The sequence below is a fragment of the Cellulosimicrobium sp. So1_17 genome (assembly GCF_055181235.1).
In genome coordinates this window covers 3,607,611-3,628,224 of record NZ_CM143702.1, presented here as the reverse complement: position 1 = coordinate 3,628,224, position 20,614 = coordinate 3,607,611, and the positions used below count along the sequence as shown (strand labels likewise).

Sequence of the window (20,614 nt, the reverse complement as noted above, 5' to 3'; positions counted from 1 at the left end):
GCGCACCCTAGGCGACGACGAGCTCCGTCCCGTCGGGCGAGCGGTCCGCCAGCGCGACGCTGCGGATCGTCGGGTCGTCGTAGGTGTTCCAGTAGTACGTCGTCGTCCTCGACGAGAAGAGCCCCGTGTAGATGGTGGTCTCGAACTCGCCCGAGCCCATCGCGGCGCAGCCGTCGACCATCGCGACCTGCTGGAGCGTGTGGAACGCGCGGCTGACGTTCTCCTCCTCGCTCGCCTTCGTCGGGTAGTGGTCGTTGACGTACGCCGCGCGGACGAACCTCGACGGCGAGTAGTAGTCGCCCGGGATCCCGCGCATGTGCGATCCCGAACCGAACGGCGCGAGGTGTGCCCTGCCGAGCTCGACCTCCTCGGGGAACTCGGGCGAGGTGTTGAGGTAGTTGCGCAGGTTCTCGTGGTGCCAGGCGAACCCGGGCTGGTTCGCCAGGACGTCGACGTCGTCGTCGACGACGTGCATGCCGTCGCTCGTGTGCTCCACCACGATCGAGCGCGTCGCGTCGCCCACGATCCAGTGGAGCAGCGAGCTGGGGTACCTGTCGTTGATCGGACGGTCCACGATCACCACGTCCGCGAGCGCCGCCTCCACCTCGTCGACGCTCGCGAACTGCGAGCACACCCAGAGCGGGACCTCGAACGCGGCGACGTTGGTCGCGCCCTCGACGGGTCCCGGCGCGTAGTCCGCGTACCCGGGGAAGTTGAGCCCGGCGACGGCGAGCCCCGCGTCGTTGCCGCAGTCGAAGTAGAGCGGTGTGCCGTCCTCCACGATGCCCATGCCGATGGTCGCGTGGCGGATACCGGGGACCGCGCCGAACGGCGACCGGGGCGCGTACCCCGTGGGCGTGACCACCACCTGCTGGCCGTAACCGCTCGTCCAGTCGAGGTTCCGTGCGAGATAGAGGTTGTCGTGACCGTCCGAGAACCTGATGCCCGTGCACATGTGGTGCCCCCTGTCCGTGGCGGACGTCGGCGTACCGCCTTCTCCAGGATGCTCCCGCGGGGGGAGCGGAGCATCTGGAGATCGCGGCACGCCCCGGTCACCCGGCTCAGGTCGGGCGTGCGGTCACCAGCGGCTCGCCCGGTCAGCCGCGTCCGTACTCCTCGTCGGTCACGTGCTCGAGCCACGTGACGACCTGTCCCTGGTCGTCGGCCTCCTGGAGCGCGACGTGGGCCATGAACCGGTCCGACGTCGCGCCGTGCCAGTGCTCCTCGCCGGGCTCGACGTAGACGACGTCGCCCGGCCGGATCTCCTGGACCTCGCCGCCGCGGGTCGCGACGTACCCGATACCGTCGGTCACGTACAGCGTCTGCCCCAGAGGGTGGCGGTGCCAGGCCGTGCGGGCCCCCGGGGCGAACCGCACGTGGGCGCAGCCCACGGAGGACTGGTCGTCAGGATTGCGGATCCCGTCGATGTAGACGGTGCCGGTGAACCAGTCGTCGGGTCCCGGGGCGGTCGTGCCGCCGCTCCTCGTCAGCTTCATGGTGGTGGTCCTTCCTCTCGCTGTGTGCTTCGACGGGCCGGTCAGAGGGTCAGGAGCACCTTCGTGGCGCGGCGCTCGTCCATGGCCCGGTAGCCCTCTGCCGCCTGCTCGAGCGGCAGGGTGAGGTCGAAGACCTTGCCCGGGTCGATCGTCCGGTCCCAGATGAGCCGGATCAGCTCGGGCAGGAAGCGCCGCACGGGCGCCGGACCGCCGTGCAGGTGGACGCCGGAGAAGAACAGCTCCTGGCCGGGGAGCGAGACGTCGTGGGAGACGCCGACGTAGCCGACATGCCCGCCGGCCCGGGTGGACCGGATGGCCTGCATCATCGACTCCTGCGTGCCGACGGCCTCGATGGTGCTGTGCGCACCGAGCCCTCCGGTGAGCTCCTTGACCCGCGCGACGCCCGCGTCGCCGCGCTCCGTGACGATGTCGGTGGCGCCGAACTCCCGGGCGAGCGCCTGCCGGTCGGCGTGCCGGGACATCGCGATGATCCGCTCGGCGCCGAGCTGCTTGGCGGCCAGGACGCCGAGCAGACCCACCGCGCCGTCACCGACGACCGCGACGGTCTTGCCGGGACCGGCCTCGGCCGCGACGGCGGCGAACCACCCGGTGCCGAGCACGTCGGACGCGGCGAGCAGGGAGGGGAGCAGGTCGTCGTCGGGCATGCCGGGCGTGGCGACGAGCGTGCCGTCCGCGTGCGGGATCCGCGCGTACTCGGCCTGGGCGCCGGGGACCGCCCCGGGGCCGCGGTGCACGCAGTGGGTCTGGTAGCCGGCCCGGCAGATCTCGCACGTGTTGTCGGAGGAGAAGAACGTCCCGACGACGAAGTCGCCGACCTTCACCTCCTGCACGGCGGAGCCGATCTCCTCGACCACGCCGACGTACTCGTGGCCCATCGGCTGGTGGTCGACGTCGTCCGCGCCGCGGTACGGCCACAGGTCGGACCCGCAGATGCACGTCGCGGCGACCCTGATGATCGCGTCGGTCGGCTCGACGACGGTCGGCCGCTCGGTCTCGTCGACCCGGACGTCGCCCGGGGCGTACATGACGACTGCACGCATGGTGGTGCCTTTCTCTCGAGGTCTACCGTGCCAGCGAACCAGCCGCCGGGCACGGCCGGGAGTCCCTGGCGTGGGGTGTACCGGCGGTGCACCCCACGCCAGGGACTCCCTCGGGTGCGCAGGTCCCGGCCTACCCTCGAACCATGGACAACAGGGCTGACGTCCGCGAGTTCCTCGTGTCGCGGCGCGCGAAGGTGTCGCCCGAGGCGGCGGGCGTCGTCGTCGGGACCAACCGGCGCGTCCCGGGTCTGCGGCGCAGCGAGGTCGCGACGCTCGCCGGGGTGAGCGTGGAGTACTACGCCAAGCTCGAGCGCGGCGCTGTCGGCGGCGCCTCGGCCTCCGTGCTGGACGCCGTCGCACGGGCGCTGCAGCTCGACGACACCGAGCGCGCGCACCTGTTCGACCTCGCGCGCGCCGCCGACGGCATCCCGTCGTCGGGGCGTGCGCGCCGGCGCGCGACCCGGTCGGCGCCACCCCGGCCGAGCCTGCAGTGGGCGCTGTCCGCGATCACCGACGGCGTCGCGTTCGTGCGTGACCAGCGCCAGGACCTGCTGGCGACCAACGCGCTCGGCAGGGCCTTCTACTCCCCCGTCGTCGGCGACGGCGGCCGCACGCCGAACCTGGCCCGGTTCCAGTTCCTCGACCCCGCGGCACGCGACTTCTACCCCGACTGGGACCTGTTCGCCGAGATGTGTGTCGCGATCATGCGTGCCGAGGCCGGCCGGGACCCGCACGACAAGGGCCTGCAGGACCTCGTCGGAGAGCTGTCGACGCGCAGCGAGACGTTCCGTCGGCTCTGGGGCGCGCACGACGTCCGCACGCACGGCACCGGGACCAAGCGGTTCCACCACCCGGTGGTCGGCGACCTCACGCTGGCGTACGAGGAGCTCGCCATCACCGCGGAGCCGGGCCAGGTGCTGCTCGTCTACACGGCGGAGCCGGGCTCGCCGTCGGCCGAACGCCTGCGCGTGCTCGCGTCCTGGGCGGCCGAACCCGCCCACGATGACGCCCCGATGAGCGACCGATGAACGACACCGCCCTCACGCCGGGCCCCGGACGACAGGATCGATCGATGCAGCTGCAGGACTTCCTCGACCACGTCCGCGGCGGAGCCGTCATCGAGGGCGGCTCCGCCCAGCACGCGTTCCTCCACGAGACCGCGCAGGAGGCGCTGCGGATCACCGCCGAGCTGAACGCCGGGTACCGCACGCCGCAGGAGGTGCGGGCCCTGCTGTCCCGGCTGACCGGCCGGACCGTCGACGAGTCGGTGACGGTGTTCCCGCCGTTCCACTGCGAGTTCGGGAAGAACCTCGCCCTCGGGCGCGACGTCTTCGTCAACATGGGCTGCCGCTTCCAGGACGCCGGCGGCATCACCGTCGGGGACGGGACGCTCGTCGGGCACGGCACGACCGTGGTCACCCTGAACCACGCGGTCGACCCGGCCCGGCGTGCCGACATGGTCCCCGCGCCCGTGGTGATCGGCCGCAAGGTCTGGCTCGGTGCGGCCGTGACGATCGTGCCCGGGGTGACGATCGGTGACGGAGCGATCGTCGGCGCCGGCGCGGTCGTGACGAAGGACGTGCCTGCCGACACGGTCGTCGCGGGCGTACCGGCCCGGGTCGTCCGGCCGACCGGGTTCGGGACGACCTCCGACGCCTGACCGCCGGTCGCCGGTCGCCAGTCGCCAGTCGCCGGTCGCCGGTCGCCGGTCGCCGGTCGCCGGTCGCCGGTCGCCGGTCGCCGGTCGCCGGACGACCGTGAGGGCCCGATCGGGTGCACCGTGCCACGATGGAGCATGGCTCGCGCTGCCGACGTTCCCGAGTGGGGATTCCGGCGCGCGGACGGTCTGATGCCCGGGGTCGCCGGCGCGGTCGTCGGGTACGACGCCCGGGGGCACGACAGAGCGATCCACCGCGGGCTGCCGTCGCCCCACCTGACCCTCGTCCTCACCCTCGACGAGCCCGTGGTCACCGGCTGGTCCGTCGAGGAGGCGTCCGGGCCGTCGGCCACGCGCGTCGACGTCGTCGCGGCCGGGCTGCACACGCAGCCGGCGTACGTCTGGCAGCCGCCGAGGCAGTCCGGGATCCAGATCGCCGTGCACCCGACGGCCGCGCGGGCGGTCTTCGGGGTGCCCGCCGCGGAGCTGTGCCAGCGGACGTTCGAGGGCTGCGACGTGGCTGGTCCGGGGCTCGGTCGGCTCCGCGACATGCTGATCGAGAGCCCCGACTGGACCGGCCGCTTCGCCCTGGTGCGAGGCTTCCTCCAGGACCAGGTGGAGCGGGCCGCCGACCGGCCGCCCGTCCGGGCCGAGGTCGCGGAGGCGTGGCGCTGGCTCGTGCGGCGCCGAGGCACCGGGCGGATCTCGTCCCTCGCCGACCACGTGCTGCTCAGCCCGCGCCAGCTGCACGCCGTCTTCACCGCGGAGCTCGGGGTGGGCCCGAAGCGGTTCAACCGCCTGCTCCGGCTCCAGCGGGCGAAGGAGCTGATCGGCGGACGGGTCGCTCGTGGCACGGACGTCGACCTCGCCGACGTCGCCGCCTGGTGCGGATACGCCGACCAGGCCCACCTGACGCGCGACTTCGGCTCGCTCGTCGGGACCAGCCCGGCACGCTGGCTGGCCGAGGAGCACGGCACCCTGTCCGCCGACGGGTACCGCCAGGACCCCACCACAGGGTGATCTCCGCCGAAACCTTCAATCCCTGCCGGCGACCCGCGCGGCACGGTGGTGCCATGAGTACAGAGACGAGCAGGCAGAACAGCACGGACACGAGCACAGCGCCCGCCGCTCCGGCACCGAGCGTCTGGCCGACGCTCCGCGCCTGGGACGCGCACGCCCTGATCGAGTTCCTGACGACGGTGCTCGGCTTCACGGCCACGGCGGTGCACGCCGACGGGGACGTCGTCCAGCACGCCGAGCTGACGTGGCCCGAGGGCGGAGGGGTCATGCTCGGCAGCGACCGGCCCGGCACCCCGTGGACGCAGCAGCCCGGTACCGGCGGGGCCTACGTGGTGACCGACCGGGTGGACGAGGTCCACGACCGGGCGGTCGCCGCGGGGGCGCGGATCATCCAGCCGCTCGGCAGTCCGGACTACGGCGGCCGGACCTTCGCGTGCGCCGACCCGGAGGGCAACCTGTGGTCCTTCGGCAGCTATCGCGGCGAGTCGACCCGGCCGTAGCCGCCCACCGCGGGACGCCGGACGTGGCGCCGCGGGTGCCCGACCGATCCGTGGCTTCCTATGCTGAGCCGGTGACCCTCACCGAGCTCGTGACGATCCCCGGCGGGACGTCTCGCATGGGCTCCGACGACCACTATCCGGAGGAACGACCGGCGCACCCGCGGCAGGTGGCCGCGTTCGCGCTCGAGCGCCACCCCGTCACGACCGCCCAGTTCGCCGAGTTCGTCGACGCGACGGGCTGGACGACGGTCGCCGAGCGTGCCCCCGACCCCGCCGACTTCCCCGGAGCAGACCCCGCGTCGCTCGTCCCGGGGTCGGTGGTCTTCACCCCCACTGCGGGACCTGTGGACCTGCAGGACTGGCGGCAGTGGTGGCGTTGGCAGCCGGGTGCGTCGTGGCGGCACCCGGAGGGACCGGGCTCGGACGTCGGCGACCGGGCCGACCACCCCGTCGTGCACGTGGCCTACGCCGACGCCGCGGCGTACGCCACGTGGGCCGGCCGGCGTCTGCCGACCGAGGCCGAGTGGGAGCGCGCCGCGCGCGGAGGTCTCGACGGCGCGGAGTACGCCTGGGGCGCGGACGCCCTGCCGGGAGGGCGACGGATGGCCAACACGTGGGTCGGCGCCTTCCCCTTCCGCAACGAGGGCTGGGGAGGCACCTCGCCCGTCGGCGCGTACACCGCGAACGGGTACGGGCTCCTCGACATGATCGGCAACGTGTGGGAGCGCACGTCGGACGTGTACGCCCCGCGGCACCATCCCGCCGACGCCACGCCCGTCCCCCGGGGTGCGCGGACGGACCTCCTCGCGCCGACGACGTCCCCGCGGGTCCTGCGTGTGACCAAGGGCGGCTCGCACCTGTGCGCCCCGGAGTACTGCCTGCGGTACCGGCCCGCGGCGCGGTCGCCGCAGAGCGACGACAGCTCGACCTCCCATCTCGGCTTCCGCTGCGCCTCGGACCTGCCTGCGGACGCCACCGACAGATGACGCGCGAGATGGCGGACGCGACGCGCTCCTGAGAGTTCGGAGCGGTCTCCGGGCGAGCGAGACCTTCCGGATGCATCATGCGTAGCGCGCTGGGATGCTCCGAACATGTCGACACCGAAGCCAGCATCCGACACCATCGCCCAGCAGCAGCGTGCGCTGCTCGAGAGCCTGCCCTTCTCCGACACCCAGGACTTCGACGACGCCGCGCGCGGGTTCCTCGGCCGGCTCGAGCGCGGCGTCGTCACCCACGCAGACGGCCGCGTCGTCTGGGACAACGACTCCTACGGCTTCCTCGAGGGGGACGCCCCGGACACGGTGAACCCGAGCCTGTGGCGGCAGTCGCAGCTCGTCGCCCAGCAGGGCCTGTACGAGGTCGTCGAGGGCATCTACCAGGTGCGCGGCCTCGACCTGTCGAACATCACGTTCGTCGAGGGCTCGAGCGGGGTGATCGTCATCGACCCGCTGATCTCCACCGAGACGGCCGCCGCTGCGCTCGGTCTCTACCGCGAGCACCGCGGCGACCGTCCCGTCACCGGCGTCATCTACACGCACTCCCACGTCGACCACTTCGGCGGCGTCAAGGGAGTGACGACCCAGGAGGACGTCGACGCCGGTCGCGTCCCCGTGATCGCCCCCGCCGGCTTCGTGGAGCACGCGGTGTCGGAGAACGTCTATGCCGGCACGGCCATGTCGCGCCGAGCGGGGTACATGTACGGAGCGGTGCTCGCCCGCGGACCGCAGGGCCAGGTGGGCGCGGGTCTCGGGCAGACCACGTCGACCGGGACGGTGACGCTCATCCCGCCGACGCACGAGATCACGACGACCGGCCAGGAGGAGGTCGTCGACGGGGTGCGCATCGTGTTCCAGATGGCACCCGGCACCGAGGCGCCGTCGGAGATGCACTTCTACTTCCCGGACCGCAAGGCGCTGTGCGCGGCGGAGAACGCGACGCACAACCTGCACAACCTGCTGACGCTGCGCGGCGCGGTGGTCCGTGACCCGCACGCGTGGTCGAACTACCTCACCGAAGCCGTCGACCTCTTCGGCGGAGAGGCAGAGGTCGTGTTCGCCTCGCACCACTGGCCGACGTGGGGTGCGGACCGCGTCGTCGAGTTCCTCTCGATCCAGCGTGACCTCTACGGCTACCTCCACGACCAGACCGTCCGCCTGCTCAACAAGGGCTTCGTCGGCACCGAGATCGCCGAGCAGCTCACCCTTCCCCCGGCGCTCGAGAACGCGTGGAGCACCCGGGGCTACTACGGCTCGGTCAGCCACAACATCAAGGCGATCTACCAGCGCTACCTCGGCTGGTTCGACGGCAACCCCGCCCACCTGTGGGAGCACACGCCGGTCGAGCGCGCCACGCGGTACGTCGAGCTGGCCGGCGGGGTGGACGCCGTCGTGGAGAAGGCCCGCTCCGCGTTCGAGGCGGGCGACCTCCGCTGGGCCGCCGAGCTCCTCAACCACGCGGTGTTCGCACAGCCGGACCACGGTGCAGCGCGCGACCTGCTCGCCGACACGTACGAGCAGCTCGGTTACGGCGCGGAGAACGGGACGTGGCGCAACTTCTTCCTCTCGGGGGCGACCGAGCTGCGTGACGGCGCGTTCGGCACCCCGACCGCGACGAGCTCACCCGACATGGTGGCCCAGCTCTCCCCGGAGATGCTCTTCGACGCCCTCGCCGTCCAGGTGGACGGTCCGCGCGCCTGGGACGAGAACCTGTCGGTGGACGTCGTGCTCACCGACTCGGGGGACCGCTACCGGCTCCGCCTCGCCCACGGGGTCCTCACGTACTCCGCGGCAGCACAGCAGGGCGAGGCCGACGCGACCCTCACGACGACGCGCGGGGCCCTGCCGGCGCTCGCGCTGGGAGGTCTCACCGCGGAGACCCTCGCCGGCGCGGGCATCGACGTGAGCGGCGACGCATCGGTCCTGTCGCGCCTCGGCGCCGTCATCGACCCGGGCGACCCGGACTTCGCCATCGTCACGCCCTGACGCCCTGACCGTCCCGCGAAGACGGCGAACCCCGGGTTGCGATCCCTTCACGCACGTGAAGGGATCGCAACCCGGGGTTCGGCGCGTCAGGACCCGGTCGTCTCGGAGCGACGGTCGCGCTCGTCGCGCTCGCGACCTTCGCGCCGAGCGCTCCCCCGGCCGCCGTCCGCACGGTCACCGTCCGCACCGTCACCGCCCGCACCGTTCGCGGCAGCGGACTCACGGATCCCGCGGCCCTGCTCGATGGCCTCCTGCCGCTTCGCCTCGCGCTTGTCGCTGGCCTTGGTGTCCTTCGGCGGCAGCTGGATGCTCTCCTCCGCGGCGATCCCGGCCTGCAGCTCGCGGCTCCGCTCGAGCTCGGCGTCGAGCTCCGCTCCGAAGAGCAGGGCGAGGTTCGTGATCCACAGCCAGAGGAGGAACACGATGATGCCCGCGAGCGAGCCGTACGTCGCGCCGTAGCTCCCGAAGTTCGCGACGTAGAAGCCGAAGGCCGCCGACGCGATCGCCCACACGAGCAGCGCCACGACCGCGCCGACGCTGATCCAGCGGAACTTCGGCTGCCGCACGTTCGGCGTCGCGTGGAACAGGATCGCGAGCAGCACCACGACCAGCGCGATGACGACGGGCCACTTGAGGACGTTCCACACCGTGACCGCGGTCGACCCGAGGCCGATCGCGTCCCCGACGGAGCGCGCGATCGGTCCGGTGAGGACGAGCGCCGCGACGACGAGCGCCGCGAGGACCACGGTGACCACCGTGACGAGCAGCATCACGGGTCGCAGCTTCCAGATCGGTCGGCCCTCGTCGATCTCGTAGATGCGGTTCATCGCCCGGCCGAACGCGCCGACGTATCCCGACGCCGACCACAGCGCGAGCGCGACACCGATGACCAGTGCGAGGCCGGCACGCCCGCCGCCCCCGGCGGCGTTCTCGACGAGCGGCTCGATGGTCGTGAGGGTCTCCTCCGGGACGAGCCCCTCGAGGAAGCCCATCACCCGGTTGACCATGCTCTCGGCGTCGCCCAGGAGGCCGAGGAGCGAGACGAGCGCCAGCAGCGCGGGCGCCGCGGCCAGGACCGCGTAGTAGGTCAGCCCCGCGGCCAGGTCGAGGCACTGGTCACGGGAGAACTGGCTCACCGTGCTCTTCAGGGAGTACTTCCACGACGGCGCGTGCAGGTCGGTCGGGTCGTCGGGCTTGCGGCGGTCGTCCGGTGCGGGGACGTCCGTCTTCTGGCCCGCGCGATCGCTGTCGGTCATGTCGCGCCCCCTTCAGTCGTCGGTGCCGGACGGGCCGTCGGATCGCGAGCCGCCCTCGTCGTCGAGCTCGCCACCGTCCGCAGGACGGCGCGGGTCACCAGGGTCGACGTCCGTCGGGACGTCGGGGTCCTTCGGAAGAGCGTCGTTCGCGAGCGCGGGGAAGGCGCCCGCCGTGCCGATGTCCGGCTCGCCGGTGCCGAGGTCGGGCTCCCCCTGCGGGTCGTCGTCACGCCGGTCCTGCTCCTCGCCCGTGCCGCGGCCGCCCGGTTCCGTCTGGCTCATGACAGGTCCCCTCCGTCGAAGTGGTCGGCGCACGCCGACTCCCTTCTCCGACGGTAGGTGGCTCCGACCGACCCACAACTCGAGGCGTTCACCGGCGCGCCACCCGCGTCTGCCACCCTGTGCCCATGCAGGACTCCGACGGACCGCGCCTCGCCCGTCGCCTCGGCACCGCCGATGCCGTGACGATCGGCCTCGGGTCGATGATCGGGGCGGGCGTCTTCTCGGCGTTCGCGCCCGCTGCGGCGGCCGCGGGCACCGGTCTGCTCGTCGGTCTCGCGCTCGCCGCGCTCGTGGCGCTCGCCAACGCGACCTCGTCCGCGCAGCTCGCGGCCCAGCACCCGACGTCGGGCGGCACGTACGTGTACGGGCGCGAGCACCTCGGCGCGTGGTGGGGCTACGTCGCGGGGTGGGGGTTCGTCGTCGGGAAGACGGCGAGCTGCGCGGCCATGGCGCTCGTCGTCGCCGCGTACACGGCCCCGCCCGGGTGGGAGCGTCCGGTCGCGGTCGCCGTGGTCGTGGTGCTCACGGCCGTCGGCTACCGCGGGGTGACGCGCACGGCCCAGGCGGCCCGCGTGCTCGTCGCGGTGACGCTCGTCGCGCTCGCCGTGGCCGTGGCGGCGGGGGCTACGGGCGGTCAGGCCCGGTGGTCCGCGGTCCTGGACGCCGACGGCGCGCACGGCGGCTGGTACGGCGTGCTGCAGTCCGCCGGGCTGCTGTTCTTCGCGTTCGCCGGCTACGCCCGCGTCGCGACGCTCGGCGAGGAGGTGCGCGACCCGCGGCGGACGATCCCGCGCGCGATACTCCTCGCCCTGGGCGTGGTCGTCGTGCTCTACGGCGTCGTCGCGGCGACGCTCCTCGCGGTGCTGGGGCCGGACGCGCTCGCGCGGTCCGCCGCACCCGTGTCCGACGCCGCGGCGGCCGGCGGGTGGGGCTGGGAACCCGCCGTCGTCGCCGTGGGCGCGGTCGCCGCGAGCGTCGGCGCGCTCCTCGCCCTGCTGGCGGGCGTGAGCCGCACGACGCTCGCGATGGCGCGGGCCGGCGACCTGCCGCGCTGGCTCGGCGCGGTGCACCCCCGGTTCGCGGTGCCGCACCACGCGGAGCTGGTGGTGGGCGCCGTGGTCGTGGTCCTCGTGCTCACGACGGACCTGCGGGGGGCTATCGGCTTCTCGTCCTTCGGCGTGCTCGTGTACTACCTCGTCGCCAACCTGTCGGCGCTGCGGCAGACGGGCGGTCACCGCCTGTATCCACGGGCCGCCCAGGTGCTGGGTGCCGTCGGCTGCGTCGCGCTCGTCCTCACGCTGCCCCTGCCCGCCGTCGCCGCGGGAGCCGGCGTGCTCGCCGTCGGCGTCGCCCTGCGGTGGTGGCGCCTGCAGCGGCGAGGGCGACGCGCGGCCTGACCGCGACGCCGTGGCGCGGTCAGCCCTCGGCGATCTGGGCGAGGGCGGCGAGATGGGCCTCGACGGCGCGGCGCCCGTCCGGCGTGAGCGTGACCCAGGTGAGGCGGCGGGCGTCGGTGCGTGCGGGCGAGCTCTCCTTGCGCACGGTGACGAAACCCGCGTCGGCGAGCACGCGGAGGTTCTTCGAGAGGTTCGCGTCGGTGAGGTCGAGCGTGTCGCGCAGGAGTGCGAACTCGAGCTCGGCGCCCCGCCGGAGCACCCCGCAGATGCGCAGGCGCACGGGCGAGTGGATCACCTCGTTGAAGGCGGGCGCGGTGCCGGCGCTCACGCCTCGCCCACCGTCCCCCCCAGCTCCTGGCGAAGGGCGTCGTCGTAGCGGCGGCCGAGCACCACGGACGCGACGAACCCGACGAGCGCGGGGAGCAGCACCCACCAGTAGTCGACCGCGGTGAACTTGACGACCAGCGCCGCGCCGAAGCAGAGCAGGAACAGCACCGCCATGACCCCCAGGAGGCGCTTCGACCGCGGTCCTACCGGCTGGCCGACCCAGAGACCGTAGCGCCGGCGGTAGACGAGGACGAGCGCCGGCAGCGCGAACAGCGCGACGGGCAGGAAGGCGACCGACGCCGGGGAGGGCAACGCCTGTGTGCAGACGATCAGGGCCACGATCGCGCCGAGCACCGGGTGGTACCACCCCGGCGTGACCAGCCGCTCGGCGAGCCGCGCGTCGTCGGCCTCGAGCCCGGCCAGCGCTTCGCGCGCCTCGGACGGAGTGGGTCCGGGCGTGGCGCGGCCGGAGCGGTCGCCCCGAGAGTCGTTTTCCATGTCGGCAAGTCTATGGATGACTTGCACATCTGGCAAGAGACTTCCGGACCGCCGGAGGTCGTGCCCTAGTGGCCCGCCCCGAGCCGTCCCGCGAGCCGGTCGAGGCGCTCGGTGGTGTCGGGGTTCGCGCCGACGATGGTGACGGTCTTGCCCTTGGCCTCGTACCTCGTCCGGATGGCGTCGAGCGTCGCGACGGTGGAGGCGTCCCACACGTGGGCCTTCGTCATGTCGATGACGATGTCCTTCGGGTCGCCGGCGTAGTCGAACTGGTAGACGAGGTCGTTGGACGAGGCGAAGAAGAGCTCGCCCTCGACGGCGTAGACGCGCTGGTCGTCCGCGTCGGAACCGTCCAGGCGGGTGACGGTCGTGAAGTGCGCGACGCGGCGCGCGAAGAGCACCATGGCGACGAGGACGCCGACGATCACGCCGTAGGCGAGGTTGTGGGTCCACACGGTGACGACGACGGTGGCGAGCATGACGGCGGTCTCCGACTTGGGCATGCGCCTCAGGGTGGCGGGCCGCACGGAGTGCCAGTCGAAGGTGCCGATCGCGACCATGATCATCACGGCGACGAGGGCTGCCATGGGGATGATCGCGACGACGTCGCCGAGACCCACGACGAGGATCAGCAGGAAGACGCCGGCGAGGAACGTGGAGATGCGCGTGCGCGCCCCGGAGGCCTTCACGTTGATCATGGTCTGGCCGATCATGGCGCACCCGCCCATGCCGCCGAAGAACCCAGTGATGACGTTCGCGGCGCCCTGGCCCCAGGCCTCGCGGGTCTTGTCGGAGTGGGTGTCGGTGACGTCGTCGACGAGCTTGGCGGTGAGCAGGGACTCGAGGATCCCGACCAGGGCCATGGCGAGCGCGAAGGGAGCGATGATCTGCAGCGTCTCGAGGTTCAGCGGCACGTTTGGGAAGAGCAGCGACGGCAGCGAGTCCGGCAGCTCGCCCTCGTCGCCCACGGTGGGCACGTTGATCGCCGCGGTCACGGTCGCGGCGGTGAGCAGCACGATCGCGACGAGCGGCGCGGGGACGACCTTCGTCCAGCGCGGCAGGAGGACCATGATCGCGATGCCGACGGCCACGAGCGGGTAGACCATCCACGGCACGCCCTGCAGGTGCGGGAGCTGCGACAGGAAGATGAGGATCGCCAGCGCGTTGACGAACCCGACCATGACCGAGCGCGGGATGAAGCGCATGATCTTGGCGATCCCGAGCAGGCCGAGGGCGACCTGGATCACGCCGGCGAGGATCACCGTGGCGATGAGGTAGTCCACGCCGTGGTCACGGGCGACCGGGGCGACGACGAGCGCGACCGCTCCCGTCGCGGCCGAGATCATCGCGGGGCGCCCGCCGAGGAACGCGATCGAGACCGCCATCGTGAACGAGGCGAACAGCCCGAGACGCGGGTCGACGCCCGCGATGATCGAGAACGCGATCGCCTCGGGGATGAGCGCCAGGGCGACGACGAGACCGGCGAGGACCTCGGTCCTCAGCCGGCGCGGGGACTTCAGGGCAGCGAGGACGGAGTAGGACTCGTCGGCCTCGGGCGCGCCGGTCACGGGCCGGGGCGCGGGGGCGGGACCGGGCAGGGCAGGGTGAGCATCGGACGGCACGGGGCAGAACTCTACCCTTACGTGAGGGTAGGGTTGCGCCGTCCACGATCCGGGAGACTGTCCCCATGAGCGAGCCCCGCCCCACCGCCGCGCAGCCGACCATGCACATCGGCGTCGTCGCCGACCGCACCGGCCTGTCGTTGCGGACGCTGCGCCACTACGACGAGGTCGGCCTCGTGCGCCCCTCGGGCCGTTCCGACGGCGGGTTCCGGCTCTACACGGAGGCCGACGTCGAGCGCCTGCTCCTCGTGCGCCGGATGAAGCCGCTCGGGTTCTCGCTCGAGGAGATGGCCGACCTGCTCGACGTCGCGGACCGGCTCGCCGCGCGCGACGGCGACGCGCCGTCGGCCGCCCTGCACGGGTCGGGGACCGACGACGACCTGCGCGACCGGCTCGCGGCCTACGTGCACGCCGCCGAGGAGCGACGCGCGGACCTGGCCCGCAAGCTCGAGTGGGCCGACGAGCTCATCACGCTCCTGCGCTCCCGATGACCCGCGACCGTCCGCGCGACGGACCGAGCACCTGACCGCTCAGCAGGCCACGCCCGCTCACCAGTCCGCGGGCCTGGTGGCCTTGCCGTCGAGCCAGAGCCGGTCGCTCTCGTCGCGGTGCGTGCCGTCCGTACCCACGTGCTTCGTGCTGATCCGGTCGCCCTTGGTGATGACGTGGACCATCGCCATGGCGTGCCCGCGTCCGAGCCCGTGCTCGGCGGCGAGCCACTCCACGATCGGCGTCGCCTTGGTGCCGGGGCCGAAGCCCTGCTCGTGCGCGCGCTCGACGAGCTCGCGCGGGGTGAGACCGGTCTTCGTCTCGACGGCGTCGAGGTAGGCCTGGAAGGACATCAGCGGTTCTCCTGGATCATCGTGGCGGACGCGTGGACGCACATGACGCGCAGCGTGCCGCTGCCGGTGTTGGTGAAGCCGTGCCAGACGTGCGGCCCGACGACGGCGGTGTCCCCCGCTCGCGCGACGACCTGATCGCCGCCGACCGTGATGGTCGCCTCTCCGTCGAGCACGGTCCACGTCTCCGAGTACGGGTGCCGGTGGAGGCCCGGGCCCTGACCCGGCTCGTTGGTCACGAGGAAGAACGAGATGCCGGAGCCGTGGTCGGCACCTTCGAAGCGCAGGGTGCGCGAGCCGGTGACGCGGATGTCCTCGGCGGGGATGACGGCTGCCATGAGTGGCCTCCTCTGCTCGGGTGTGCGCTCACCGTGCCGGGCCGGCGAACACCCCCGCTACTGTTTCGACGTGCATCGAAAGATGGTCGAGTTCCGGCTCGCGCCGGACGACCTGTCCGCGATCCGGTTCGGCCTGTCCCCCGGGCACGAGCTCGCGCACGCGGTCCGCGTGCTCGCCCGCCCGCAGCACCACCCGCTCCAGTGGGGATGGTTGCGGAGCACGCGTCGGCAGGTGCCTCGCGCAGCCTTCGAGCTGCTGCGGCTCGTCGTGGGCGACGAGGGCTACATGCCCGACTTCCTCACGTCGACCCCTGACTGGGACCTGAGCCCCGGTGACGAGCTCGACCGCCTCCGGCGCGCCGACGTCGGGCCGATGCGCGTCGACCTCGGCAAGCGCGTGCTCCGCACCTCGGACGAGGAGCAGCGCGCCCTGCAGGCCATGGCCGACGATCCCGCCGGGACGAGGGCCGCCGTCGCGGACTCCTGGGAGGAGCTCTGGGACGCCGCCCTCGCGCCGTTCTGGCCGCAGGTCGAGCGGCTGCTGCGCGCCGACATCGGGATCCGCTCCCGGCGGGTCACGACGCACGGCCTCGGCGCGATGGTCGCGTCGCTCACCGAGGCGGTGACGTGGGGCTCCGACGCGGTCCGCGTCCGCCTCGCGAAGCACGAGGAGGTGCTCGACTGCGCGGGCAGCGGCCTGGTCCTCGTGCCCTCGGTGATGTCGCGGGGGTGCGCCGCACTGACCGAGAGGCCCGCCCAGCCGACGCTCTTCTACCCCGCCCTCGGCGTCTCCGAGACGTGGACGACGGCGGGTGCGGACCTCTCCGCGTCCCTCGCCGCGCTGCTCGGCGAGGGACGTGCACGCGTCCTCCTCGCGCTGCACGAGCCGATGTCCACGAGCGAGGCCGCCGGAGCGGGAGGGCTCGCGATCTCGACGACCTCCCACCACCTCGCCGTGCTCCGCGCGTCGCGGCTCGTCGACGCGCGCCGCGAGGGCAACCGCGTCATGCACGTCCGCACGCCCCTCGGCGAGGCGCTCGTCGGCGGGTGACACCTTCCAGGTCTCTTCGTCGACGGGCTCGCGGACCAGGACCGACGCTATGAGCGAGAGACGCCCTCGGCCTCCTCGGGCTCCGGGTCGCTCGGGGCGCCGCCCGCGTCGTCGGACTCGACCACGCGGGACGACTCGCCCTCCTCGCCCGCGGCCGGGAGTCCGCGCTCGTCGGCCTCGAAGTACCGGCCGGTGTACCGCGGGCGCAGGAAGTTCTCCGTCGTGAGGACGGCGTCGACCTGCGCCGCGGTGAGCAGGCCGCGTGCCACGACGACGTCGCGCACCGACGCGCCCGTCCGCGCCGCCTCCGCCCCGACGATGTCGCCGTTGCGGTGCCCGATGATCTCGTTGAGGTACGTGACGATGCCGATCGAGTCGAGCACGTGCCGTCGGCAGACCTCGACGTTGGCCGTGATGCCCGTGACGCACGTGGTCCGCAGCGCCTCGCACGCGTTCGTCAGGAGCCGCAGCGACTCGAACATCGCCTGCGCGAGCACGGGTTCCATGACGTTGAGCTGCAGCTGCCCGGCCTCGGCCGCGTGCGTGATGGTCACGTCGTTGCCCATGACCTTGAAGCACACCTGGTTGACGACCTCGGGGATCACCGGGTTCACCTTGGCGGGCATGATCGACGACCCGGCCTGCAGCTCGGGCAGGTTGATCTCGCCGAGGCCCGCGCGCGGTCCCGACGAGAGCAGCCGCAGGTCGTTGCAGATCTTCGAGAGCTTGGCCGCGAGCCGCTTGAGCGCCGAGTGCACGGCGAGGTAGGCGCCGTTGTCGTAGGTCGCCTCGACGAGGTTCTCCGCCGGGACGGTCGCGAGCCCGCTCACCTCGGCGAGGCGGCGCGTCGCGACCTTCGGGTACCCGGGCGGCGTGTTGAGACCCGTGCCGATCGCCGTCGCACCCAGGTTGACCTCGAGCAGCAGGTCGGCCGCGGCGGACAGCCGCTTGACCTCCTCGCCGACGTTCACGGAGAACCCCGCGAACTCCTGACCGAGGCTCATGGGCACCGCGTCCTGGAGCTGCGTGCGGCCCATCTTCAGCACGTCGGCGAACTCCGACGCCTTCTCGTCGAACGCGCGCTCCAGGAGCCGGACCTCGCCCTGCAGCCGACCGACGAGCACGTGCACCGCGAGCCGGAACCCCGTCGGGTAGGCGTCGTTCGTGGACTGCGACCGGTTGACGTGGTCGTTGGGGTTGATGACGTCGTAGCGCCCCTTGTCGAACCCGGCGAGCTCGAGCGCGAGGTTCGCGACGACCTCGTTCGTGTTCATGTTGACGCTGGTCCCGGCCCCGCCCTGGAAGACGTCCACCGGGAACTGGTCGAGGCACCGCCCGTCGACGAGGATCGCGTCGCACGCCGCGACGATCGCGTCCGCGATGTCGCGCTGGATCGTGCGCAGCTCGCGGTTCGCGAGCGCCGCCGCCTTCTTCACCATGACCATGCCGCGGACCATCTCGGGCACGTCGCCGATCGTCGTGCCCGAGATGCGGAAGTTCCTCGTCGCGCGGACCGTGTGGATGCCGTAGTAGGCGTCTTCCGGCACCTCGGTCCGGCCGAGCAGGTCCTCCTCGATCCGCGTCCGGGCACTCGACGACATGCCCCGACGGTAGCGCCACCGGGCGCACCACACGCGCCGAGACGTGAGCTTCCGCCCTCGAACGGGGCGGATCAGGGGCGGAAGCTCACGTCTCGGCCGACTTGGGGGCCGCGGATCAGGGCGCGGCGCCGACCTCGACGTCGACGATCCGTGCGTCGGCGGCCGTCACCTCGTGCACGGCACCCGTGAACGTCACGACGGCGCGCGGCGTGGCCTCGCCCGCGACCGCTCGGCGTGCGGTCGCTCCCTGCGCGACGATCGCGCCGCCCGTCATGTCGCCGAGCGGCGCAGCGGGTGCGACGCCCGCGTGCGCGGCGACCCACACCTCGACGTCGCCCGGCTCGACCACGCGCACCAGGCGGCGGTCGGAGAACGCGAGCCGCGCCGTCGGGACGCGGAACCGCACTCGCCGCGACTCGCCGGGCGCGAGGTCGACGCGCGCGTAGCCGAGGAGCTGCACGACCGGCCGCGGGACGGACCCGATCACGTCGCGCCCGTAGAGCTGGACGACGTCCGTCCCGGCGACGTCTCCCGAGTTCGTCACGGTCACGGCGGCGTCGAACGCGCCGTCGGTACGCGTCGACCCGTCGACGAGCAGGTCCGAGTACGCGAAGGTCGTGTACGAGAGCCCGAACCCGAACGGGCGCACGGGCGTCGGGTCGGTCGACGTGACGTCGGACGGCCCGCCGAGCACGGGGTGCAGATAGGTGTACGGCTGCGCGCCCGCGGCGCGCGGGAGCGAGACCGGCAGGCGCCCCGAGGGGTTCACGGCACCGGTGAGCACGTCCGCGACCGCGCGGCCGCCCTCCTCGCCGGGGAAGAACCCCTGCACGACGGCGGCCGGTCGCCTCGGGGCATCGCCCGCGCCTCCCCGTGCTGCAGCGCCCGGCGCCGCGTCGTCGAGCGCCCAGCCGATCGCGTACGGGCGGCCCGTGAGCAGCACGAGCACGACGGGCGTCCCCGTCGCGACGAGCTCGGTGACGAGCGCGCGCTGCACGCCTGGGAGCTCGAGCGTCTCGACGTCGTTGCCCTCCCCGACCGTCCCGCGGCCGAACAGTCCCGCGTCGTCGCCGACGACGACGACCGCGACGTCCGCGCCCCGCACGGCGTCGACCGCCGCCGCGAAGCCCGACGTGTCGTCGCCGTCGACCGAGCAGCCCGGCGCGTGCACGACGTCCGTGCCGGGCAGCGCGTCGCGCAGCGCGTCGAGCACCGTGGGCAGCTCGATGCCCTGCGGCGTGCCGGGGTGGTGCGCGAGCACGTGGTTGACGAACGAGTAGCAGCCCATGAGCGCCTCGGCGCGGTCGGCGTTCGGCCCGACCACCGCGACCCTCGCCGGGACCGTGCCGGACGTCGTCCCCGACGGCCGGCCCGGCGACGTGGCGCCACCGCCGAGCGGCAGCACGCCGTCGTTCGCGAGGAGCACGAGCGACTCCTGCGCGAGCCGCCGGGCGGTCGCGCGGTGCTCCGGCGGGTCGAGGTCGATGCTCGTCGGCGGCTCGCCCGCGAACGCGTCGGGGTCGAGCAGGCCGAGCTCCTCCTTCTGCGCGAGCACGCGCAGCACCGAGCGGTCGACGAGCGCCTCGTCCACGAGCCCCGCGCGCACGCGCTCCGCGAGCGGCTCGAGATAGGCGTCGCCCGACGGCAGCTCGACGTCGATGCCCGCCGCGAGGGCGAGCCCTGCCGCCTCGCCGCGGTCCGCCGCGACGCGGTGCATGACCTCGAGGAACGCGACCGCGAAGTAGTCGGCGACCACGACGCCGTCGAACCCCCACCGGCCGCGGAGCACGTCCGTGAGGAGCTCGGGGTTCGCCGCGACGGGGACGCCGTCGACCTCGGTGTACGAGTTCATGACCGAGCGCGCGCCGCCGTCGCGCACCGCCATCTCGAACGGCGGGAGGAACACGTCGGCGACCTCGCGGGGACCGGCGCTCACCGGCGCGTGGTTGCGCCCCGCGTGCGACCCCGAGTAGCCCGCGAAGTGCTTGAGCGTCGCGTGCACGCCCGCGCCCTGCAGGCCGCGGACGTAGGCGGTGCCCACCGTGCCCACGACATAGGGGTCCTCGCCGATGCACTCGTCGACACGCCCCCAGCGCGGGTCCCGCACGACGTCGAGCACGGGCGCGAGCGCCTGGTGCACGCCGAGCCGACGCATCGACCCACCGGCCTGCGACGCCATCTCCTCGACGAGCGCCGGGTCGAACGACGCGCCCCACGCGAGCGGCGTCGGGTACGTCGCGGCCTTCCACGCGGCGAGCCCCAGCAGGGCCTCCTCGTGCACGAGCGCCGGGATGCCGAGACGCGTCTCGCGCACGAGCCGGCGCTGCTCGGCCCACAGCCACGCCGCGCGCTCCGTGGGCTCGACCGGGCGCGTGCCGTAGACCCGTGTGTAGTGGCCGACGCCGTCCCGCGTGATCTCGGCCAGACGACCCGAGTCCTTCTGGCCCGCGGTCATCTCCGACTGCATCGGGGCGACCGTGCCGTTCTGGTCGATCCAGTAGCCGACGAGCTGCGCGAGCTTCTCCTCGAGCGTCATGCGGGCGTGGAGCGCGCGGACTCGCTCCGAGACCGGTGGCGCCGCGGGCTCCGCGGGTGCTGCGGGCGGACCTGTCCGTGCGGCTGCGGCGAGGGCTGCGGGCGGTGCTGGTGCCGTCGGGGCGGCGGGGACGACGTCGGTCACGAGACCGTTCT

At 73.1% G+C, this 20,614-nt stretch carries 21 protein-coding genes; 9 read left to right on the top strand and 12 right to left on the bottom strand.

The features are described from left to right. Positions 1-7 precede the first annotated feature (7 nt). The 3 genes from bsh to ACZCLJ_RS15975 all read right to left on the bottom strand — a co-directional run bounded on the left by bsh (position 8) and on the right by ACZCLJ_RS15975 (position 2,557). Complete coding sequence (bsh, locus tag ACZCLJ_RS15985; protein ID WP_463104462.1) at positions 8-955, bottom strand: choloylglycine hydrolase; 948 nt, start codon at positions 953-955, stop codon at positions 8-10. A gap of 142 nt (positions 956-1,097) precedes the next feature. Further along, positions 1,098-1,496: a (R)-mandelonitrile lyase gene (locus tag ACZCLJ_RS15980; protein WP_251149925.1), complete on the bottom strand. Its 399-nt coding sequence runs from the start codon at positions 1,494-1,496 to the stop codon at positions 1,098-1,100. Positions 1,497-1,537: 41 nt separating this feature from the next. Further along, entirely contained in the window at positions 1,538-2,557 is a 1,020-nt protein-coding gene (locus ACZCLJ_RS15975; RefSeq protein ID WP_463104461.1) for a zinc-dependent alcohol dehydrogenase family protein, read from the bottom strand. Positions 2,558-2,700: 143 nt separating this feature from the next. Between ACZCLJ_RS15975 and ACZCLJ_RS15970 the strand changes: the two genes are divergently transcribed. From ACZCLJ_RS15970 to ACZCLJ_RS15945, 6 genes are all read left to right on the top strand, one after another. After that, positions 2,701-3,585: a helix-turn-helix transcriptional regulator gene (locus ACZCLJ_RS15970; RefSeq protein ID WP_463104460.1), complete on the top strand. Its 885-nt coding sequence runs from the start codon at positions 2,701-2,703 to the stop codon at positions 3,583-3,585. Between the two features lie 44 nt (positions 3,586-3,629). Then, positions 3,630-4,217, top strand: a complete 588-nt coding sequence (locus ACZCLJ_RS15965; protein ID WP_251149922.1) for a sugar O-acetyltransferase — start codon at positions 3,630-3,632, stop codon at positions 4,215-4,217. A 135-nt stretch (positions 4,218-4,352) separates the two neighbouring features. After that, positions 4,353-5,234: a helix-turn-helix domain-containing protein gene (locus tag ACZCLJ_RS15960; protein WP_463104459.1), complete on the top strand. Its 882-nt coding sequence runs from the start codon at positions 4,353-4,355 to the stop codon at positions 5,232-5,234. 53 nt (positions 5,235-5,287) lie between these two features. Then, on the top strand, positions 5,288-5,734 hold the full coding sequence (locus ACZCLJ_RS15955; protein ID WP_463104458.1) for a VOC family protein: 447 nt from the start codon (positions 5,288-5,290) through the stop codon (positions 5,732-5,734). Positions 5,735-5,805: 71 nt separating this feature from the next. Next, positions 5,806-6,720 (top strand): formylglycine-generating enzyme family protein, encoded by a 915-nt coding sequence (locus ACZCLJ_RS15950; RefSeq protein ID WP_463104457.1) that lies wholly within the window; start codon positions 5,806-5,808, stop codon positions 6,718-6,720. A gap of 105 nt (positions 6,721-6,825) precedes the next feature. Continuing rightward, positions 6,826-8,715 (top strand): alkyl/aryl-sulfatase, encoded by a 1,890-nt coding sequence (locus ACZCLJ_RS15945; RefSeq protein ID WP_463104456.1) that lies wholly within the window; start codon positions 6,826-6,828, stop codon positions 8,713-8,715. Positions 8,716-8,801: 86 nt separating this feature from the next. On the opposite strand, the gene ACZCLJ_RS15940 is transcribed toward ACZCLJ_RS15945, so the two are convergent. Further along, positions 8,802-9,971: a YihY/virulence factor BrkB family protein gene (locus tag ACZCLJ_RS15940; protein ID WP_251149918.1), complete on the bottom strand. Its 1,170-nt coding sequence runs from the start codon at positions 9,969-9,971 to the stop codon at positions 8,802-8,804. A gap of 12 nt (positions 9,972-9,983) precedes the next feature. Further along, on the bottom strand, positions 9,984-10,253 hold the full coding sequence (locus ACZCLJ_RS15935) for a hypothetical protein (protein ID WP_251149917.1): 270 nt from the start codon (positions 10,251-10,253) through the stop codon (positions 9,984-9,986). Between the two features lie 125 nt (positions 10,254-10,378). Here ACZCLJ_RS15935 and ACZCLJ_RS15930 point away from each other — a divergent pair, with 125 nt between their 5' ends. Continuing rightward, on the top strand, positions 10,379-11,650 hold the full coding sequence (locus ACZCLJ_RS15930; protein ID WP_463104455.1) for an APC family permease: 1,272 nt from the start codon (positions 10,379-10,381) through the stop codon (positions 11,648-11,650). A 19-nt stretch (positions 11,651-11,669) separates the two neighbouring features. On the opposite strand, the gene ACZCLJ_RS15925 is transcribed toward ACZCLJ_RS15930, so the two are convergent. The 3 genes from ACZCLJ_RS15925 to ACZCLJ_RS15915 all read right to left on the bottom strand — a co-directional run bounded on the left by ACZCLJ_RS15925 (position 11,670) and on the right by ACZCLJ_RS15915 (position 14,094). Continuing rightward, positions 11,670-11,978 (bottom strand): transcriptional regulator, encoded by a 309-nt coding sequence (locus ACZCLJ_RS15925; protein WP_463104454.1) that lies wholly within the window; start codon positions 11,976-11,978, stop codon positions 11,670-11,672. Further along, on the bottom strand, positions 11,975-12,475 hold the full coding sequence (locus ACZCLJ_RS15920) for a hypothetical protein (protein ID WP_463104453.1): 501 nt from the start codon (positions 12,473-12,475) through the stop codon (positions 11,975-11,977). Before ACZCLJ_RS15920 ends, ACZCLJ_RS15925 begins: the two co-directional genes overlap by 4 nt. Before the next feature lie 65 nt (positions 12,476-12,540). Further along, on the bottom strand, positions 12,541-14,094 hold the full coding sequence (locus tag ACZCLJ_RS15915; RefSeq protein WP_463104452.1) for a SulP family inorganic anion transporter: 1,554 nt from the start codon (positions 14,092-14,094) through the stop codon (positions 12,541-12,543). Between the two features lie 65 nt (positions 14,095-14,159). On the opposite strand from ACZCLJ_RS15915, the gene ACZCLJ_RS15910 reads away from it, so the two are divergent. Beyond that, on the top strand, positions 14,160-14,585 hold the full coding sequence (locus tag ACZCLJ_RS15910) for a MerR family transcriptional regulator (protein ID WP_463104451.1): 426 nt from the start codon (positions 14,160-14,162) through the stop codon (positions 14,583-14,585). 57 nt (positions 14,586-14,642) lie between these two features. Here ACZCLJ_RS15910 and ACZCLJ_RS15905 read toward each other — a convergent pair whose 3' ends face one another. Beyond that, positions 14,643-14,936 carry a DUF4287 domain-containing protein gene (locus ACZCLJ_RS15905; protein WP_251149912.1) on the bottom strand — a complete coding sequence of 98 codons (294 nt, stop codon included), beginning with the start codon at positions 14,934-14,936 and terminating at the stop codon, positions 14,643-14,645. Then, entirely contained in the window at positions 14,936-15,271 is a 336-nt protein-coding gene (locus tag ACZCLJ_RS15900) for a cupin domain-containing protein (RefSeq protein WP_251149911.1), read from the bottom strand. The genes ACZCLJ_RS15905 and ACZCLJ_RS15900 overlap by 1 nt, the downstream gene beginning before the upstream one ends. Before the next feature lie 70 nt (positions 15,272-15,341). Between ACZCLJ_RS15900 and ACZCLJ_RS15895 the strand changes: the two genes are divergently transcribed. Then, positions 15,342-16,322 carry an ArsR/SmtB family transcription factor gene (locus ACZCLJ_RS15895; protein WP_463104450.1) on the top strand — a complete coding sequence of 327 codons (981 nt, stop codon included), beginning with the start codon at positions 15,342-15,344 and terminating at the stop codon, positions 16,320-16,322. 47 nt (positions 16,323-16,369) lie between these two features. Here the strand turns inward: ACZCLJ_RS15895 and aspA are convergent, their stop codons facing one another. Continuing rightward, positions 16,370-17,923: an aspartate ammonia-lyase gene (gene aspA / locus ACZCLJ_RS15890; RefSeq protein WP_463104449.1), complete on the bottom strand. Its 1,554-nt coding sequence runs from the start codon at positions 17,921-17,923 to the stop codon at positions 16,370-16,372. A gap of 115 nt (positions 17,924-18,038) precedes the next feature. After that, the gene (locus tag ACZCLJ_RS15885; RefSeq protein ID WP_463104448.1) at positions 18,039-20,603 is read right to left on the bottom strand and encodes a beta-xylosidase/alpha-l-arabinosidase; all 2,565 of its coding nucleotides are present in this window, start codon (positions 20,601-20,603) and stop codon (positions 18,039-18,041) included. Positions 20,604-20,614 lie beyond the last annotated feature (11 nt).